6 protein-coding genes are annotated in these 4,180 nt (G+C 46.2%); all 6 read left to right on the top strand.

Features of this window, described 5'->3' with window-relative positions:
• Positions 1–228: 228 nt before the first annotated feature.
• Positions 229–1,056 carry a bifunctional riboflavin kinase/FAD synthetase gene (locus Q0389_RS05865; RefSeq protein WP_298692643.1) on the top strand — a complete coding sequence of 276 codons (828 nt, stop codon included), beginning with the start codon at positions 229–231 and terminating at the stop codon, positions 1,054–1,056.
• 67 nt (positions 1,057–1,123) lie between these two features.
• Complete coding sequence (locus Q0389_RS05860) at positions 1,124–1,540, top strand: c-type cytochrome (RefSeq protein WP_298692641.1); 417 nt, start codon at positions 1,124–1,126, stop codon at positions 1,538–1,540.
• A 225-nt stretch (positions 1,541–1,765) separates the two neighbouring features.
• Positions 1,766–2,443 (top strand): F0F1 ATP synthase subunit A, encoded by a 678-nt coding sequence (locus Q0389_RS05855; protein WP_298692640.1) that lies wholly within the window; start codon positions 1,766–1,768, stop codon positions 2,441–2,443.
• Between the two features lie 9 nt (positions 2,444–2,452).
• The gene (locus Q0389_RS05850) at positions 2,453–2,737 is read left to right on the top strand and encodes a hypothetical protein (protein WP_298692638.1); all 285 of its coding nucleotides are present in this window, start codon (positions 2,453–2,455) and stop codon (positions 2,735–2,737) included.
• A complete protein-coding gene (locus tag Q0389_RS05845) occupies positions 2,734–3,285 on the top strand; it encodes a thiamine phosphate synthase (protein ID WP_298692635.1) in 552 nt (183 codons plus the stop codon). Before Q0389_RS05850 ends, Q0389_RS05845 begins: the two co-directional genes overlap by 4 nt.
• A 17-nt stretch (positions 3,286–3,302) precedes the next feature.
• Positions 3,303–4,180: Asp-tRNA(Asn)/Glu-tRNA(Gln) amidotransferase subunit GatB (gene gatB, locus Q0389_RS05840; protein WP_298692632.1), on the top strand; the 878-nt coding region annotated here is incomplete at its 3' end.

Below are 4,180 nucleotides of genomic sequence, written 5' to 3'. Positions count from 1 at the left end.
GAGATAAAGGAATGTGACTGGAGTTCAGACGTGTGCTCTTCCGATCTAAACCGCAGTTTCAGGTAGGGCGCGAGGTCAAACGGGATAAAAACGGGGTGGTCAAAGACGACAAAGCAATCGGAAAAGCGATGATACGGTTCGAAGATACCTGTGCGTTGTTGGGGTGGAAAATGGTTGCCAAAGAGGTGGCTCATATCAGCGGCAAAGAAGGAAACCAGGAGTTTTGCTATGGCTTTATCAAAGGTTGATGCTATCGCCATCGGCGGATTTGACGGGATGCATATGGGGCATCAAAGGCTTTTTGAGGCTTTGGGAGAAAACGGAGCCATCGTCGTGATCGAGACCGGATATGCCAATCTGACTCCCGGAAGCGAACGCGAGCACTATACCCACTACCCGATTGTCTACTATTCGCTCGACGATATCCGCCATTTAGAAGGGAAAGAATTTATCGATTTGCTGAAAAAGCGCTTTCCCCTTTTGAAAAAGATTGTCGTCGGATACGATTTTCATTTCGGAAAAAATCGCCGTTATTCCCATAGCGACTTGGGGGAATTTTTTGATGGCGAAGTCTCTGTTATCGATCAGGTTTCGATTGACGGTGATTCGGTCCATTCCCATAAGATTCGTGCGAAAATACAGATCGGGGACATTGCGGGTGCAAACCGTTTTTTAGGTCATAATTACCGGATCAAAGGCTCGGTGGTCAAAGGGCAGGGGATCGGAAAACGGGATTTGGTCGCGACGATCAATCTCGAATGCAAAGGGTATTTGCTCCCCTACGAAGGGGTCTATGCCGCATTAACCCGAATCAAAGGGGAAGAGCATCTACACCCTTCCGTCGTTTTCGTAGGACATCGTGTTACGACGGACGGGAGCTATGCGATTGAGAGTCATATTTTAGGAGAAGAGATCGGAGCCTGTTCGGCCGCATCGGTCTGCTTTGTCAAATTTATACGTAAGAATCAGAAGTTTGAATCCCTTGATGCCCTCAGAGAAGCAATCCAAAACGACATTGCGTTAGCCAAAACGGAATTGAACCGTTTGAGTTTATAAAACATAAGAAATCTTTTAAATCTAAGGTGCTATGATTAAGTATAATCGATAAGATAAGGAGCCGTAGATGAAAAAACGTGGTTTATTTGTAATTGGTCTTGCATCTTTGTTGATGTCAGGTTTTTGTAATGCGAAACCATTGGAAACGCCCAGCATGATTTATAAAAACCGTTGTGCCAACTGTCACGGTATCAAGGCAAACGGAGTACCGAAGCTGAAAGAACAGCCTGGGGTATCTGCCCAAGAAGCAGCCGAACACGGTGAAGCCTCTCAGGAAAAAGGAAATATCTACGGCCCGCCTCTAAATCATATGACTCAAGAAGAACTTGTCGCCAAGCTGAAAGATTTCAGAAACAAAGATTTCGACAGCAAATCGGCTCATTCGATCATGCAAAAGAACTTGAAAAAAGTTGAAGAGCGTGAAGGTAAAATTTCGGATGAAAAAATGGCGGAATATATCGTTACGACATTCGGCCCAAAATAATTTCTCCCCATCTTCGCCCCTTTCGGGGCAATTCCCTCTTATTTTTCCTTTTTTGTTAAAAATTTACACAATCGATGCAAGGTTCACTCTGTTTAATTGCTTAAAAAAAGGGCTCCATGATCATATAATAGGCGTAAAGAGGGGGATGTGTATTCTGGGTTTATAGGAATTTAATCTCAATAAAGGTAAAATCCCACTAATTTTCTATGCAAAGGAACACATCTTATGGGTGAGTTGTTTACCTTCTTTGGCCTTGTTAGCCACGAACACGCGTTCATTTTCCTCACGCACATGCTGTTGACTGCGGCAGTTGTTCTTGTGATCGCGAAAATGGCGACATCGAATCTTCGATTGGTTCCGACGGGAACACAAAATGTTATGGAAGCATACCTCGGCGGTGTACTCGCTATGGGTGCGGACGTTATGGGTAAAGCGGAAGCTCGCCGTTACCTTCCGTTGGTTGCGACTATCGGTCTTTTCGTCGGTGTTGCCAACGTTATCGGTGTTATTCCGGGTTTTGAAGCACCGAGTGCGTTCTTGGATTTTACCCTTGCTTTGGCATTGGTCGTTTTCGTCTATTATAACTTCGAAGGTATCCGCCGCAACGGTCTTATCAGTTATTTCAAACACTTTATGGGTCCTGTATGGTGGTTGGCATGGTTGATGTTCCCGATCGAAATCGTCTCACATATCTCTCGTATCATTTCTCTTAGCTTCCGGTTGTTCGGTAACGTCAAAGGGGACGATATGTTCTTGATGGTATTGTTGATGCTGGCTCCATGGTTGCTTCCGATTATTCCGTTTGCGTTGTTGACGTTTATGGCATTCTTGCAAGCGTTTATTTTCATGATGCTCACCTACGTTTACCTCGGCGGTGCGGTTCTTCTTCACGACGAACACTAAGACTGCCGAATGAAGCGGAGTACGTACGACGCACTTTTAAGCTTCCTTGGCGGTGTCTCATGGGCCTTCGTTATCGTCGGCGCATGGGTAACCTTCCAATCTTTCGTTTTTCTCGGTATCGTTCCGGCACTGATGTTTACTTTCATCTTTCTTTTTCTGGCGATCTTTCTTATTCTCGTATTGGAAACGATGTCGATGTATCGCGACCGTCATGAAATCATGCTCAAACAAACGGCATTGCTTGAAGAGATTAGAGATAGTGTTAAAAATGAAACAATGACAGAAAGCATGTGAAAAGCTATTTAATCACTGACCCCTCCTACTACGGCACTACGCCCGATAACCTTGAATCGGCGCTAGATGTCGTCTATTCGCACAACCTGCCTGAATTTGCCGTATTCAGAGACAAACAAACCTCCGATTATCCGACTTTGGCACAGACGTTTATAACGATCTCGCGGGAATATAAAATTCCTCGCGTGTTGCTTCATGGCGATTATCGTCTCGCCAGTACTTTAGATGCGGATGGAGTTCATCTGACATCATCACAGCAAAACGATATCGCTGCCGCGAAACGCTCGGGTCTTTATGTTATTATCAGTACCCACACTCATGAAGAAGCATTTGAAGCACAAAAACTAGGTGCCGATGCCATCACCTACAGCCCGATTTTCCCCTCTCCCAACAAGGGAGAACCCAAGGGTTTAGAGGATTTAAAAGAAATAGTGGCTAAAATAGAGATACCTATTTTTGCGCTCGGCGGAATTACGACCGAGGAGCAGATCAAAGCGGTCGAAGAGTGCGGGGTTTATGGGTTCGCCTCCATCCGCTATTTTATATAAACCAAGGGATTTTTCACATGTTTGAAACCATTATCGGTTTGGAAGTTCACGTCCAACTCAATACAGAATCTAAACTTTTTTGTTCATGTCCTACCAGCTTTAACCACGAACAAAACACGAATACCTGTCCGACGTGTTTAGCGCTTCCGGGGGCGTTGCCGGTGTTGAACAAAGAGGCGCTTCGCAAAGCGGGGATGTTCGGAACGGCGGTCGGTGCGACGATCAACCGCACCAGCTTTTTCGACCGTAAAAGCTATTTTTATCCCGACAGCCCAAGCGCGTACCAAATCACACAGCTTTACACGCCGATCGTCGAACACGGTCATCTCGTGATCGATTTTGAAGACGGAAGCCATAAAACAATCCGTATCAACCGTGCCCATCTCGAAGCCGATGCGGGGAAAAACATCCACGATGGTCCGATTTCCAAAGTCGACTTGAACCGTGCGGGGACACCGCTCCTTGAGATCGTCTCCGAGCCTGATATGCGCTCTGCTGAAGAGGCGATTTTATATCTCAAAAAGCTCCACTCGATCGTTCGCTACATCGACATCTCGGATGCCAATATGCAAGAGGGATCGTTTCGTGTCGACGTTAACGTCTCCATACGCCCGAGGGGGGATGAGAAACTCTATACCCGTGTCGAGATCAAAAACATCAACAGCTTCCGCTTTATCCAGCGTGCTATCGAACTCGAAGTCGCACGTCAGAAAGAGGCGTGGGAAGACGGTACGTATGAGAGCGAGATCGTCCAAGAGACCCGTTTGTTCGATCAGGTGAAACAGGAAACCCGTTCTATGCGCGGCAAAGAAGAAGCGGCCGATTATCGCTATTTCCCCGAACCCGATTTGCTCAAGGTCATTGTCGACGATGCGATGTACGCTGATATCTGCAC

Origin of the sequence: uncultured Sulfuricurvum sp., from assembly GCF_937936435.1 — a bacterium.
Classification (GTDB): domain Bacteria; phylum Campylobacterota; class Campylobacteria; order Campylobacterales; family Sulfurimonadaceae; genus Sulfuricurvum.
This window is presented reverse-complemented; position numbering and strand designations above follow the sequence as displayed.

Excerpts from the sequence above, each read along its gene's own strand:
- Q0389_RS05865 (WP_298692643.1), top strand. The coding sequence starts at position 229 with ATGGCTTTATCAAAGGTTGATGCTATCGCCATCGGCGGATTTGACGGG.
- Q0389_RS05860 (WP_298692641.1), top strand. The coding sequence starts at position 1,124 with ATGAAAAAACGTGGTTTATTTGTAATTGGTCTTGCATCTTTGTTGATG.
- Q0389_RS05855 (WP_298692640.1), top strand. The coding sequence starts at position 1,766 with ATGGGTGAGTTGTTTACCTTCTTTGGCCTTGTTAGCCACGAACACGCG.
- Q0389_RS05850 (WP_298692638.1), top strand. The coding sequence starts at position 2,453 with ATGAAGCGGAGTACGTACGACGCACTTTTAAGCTTCCTTGGCGGTGTC.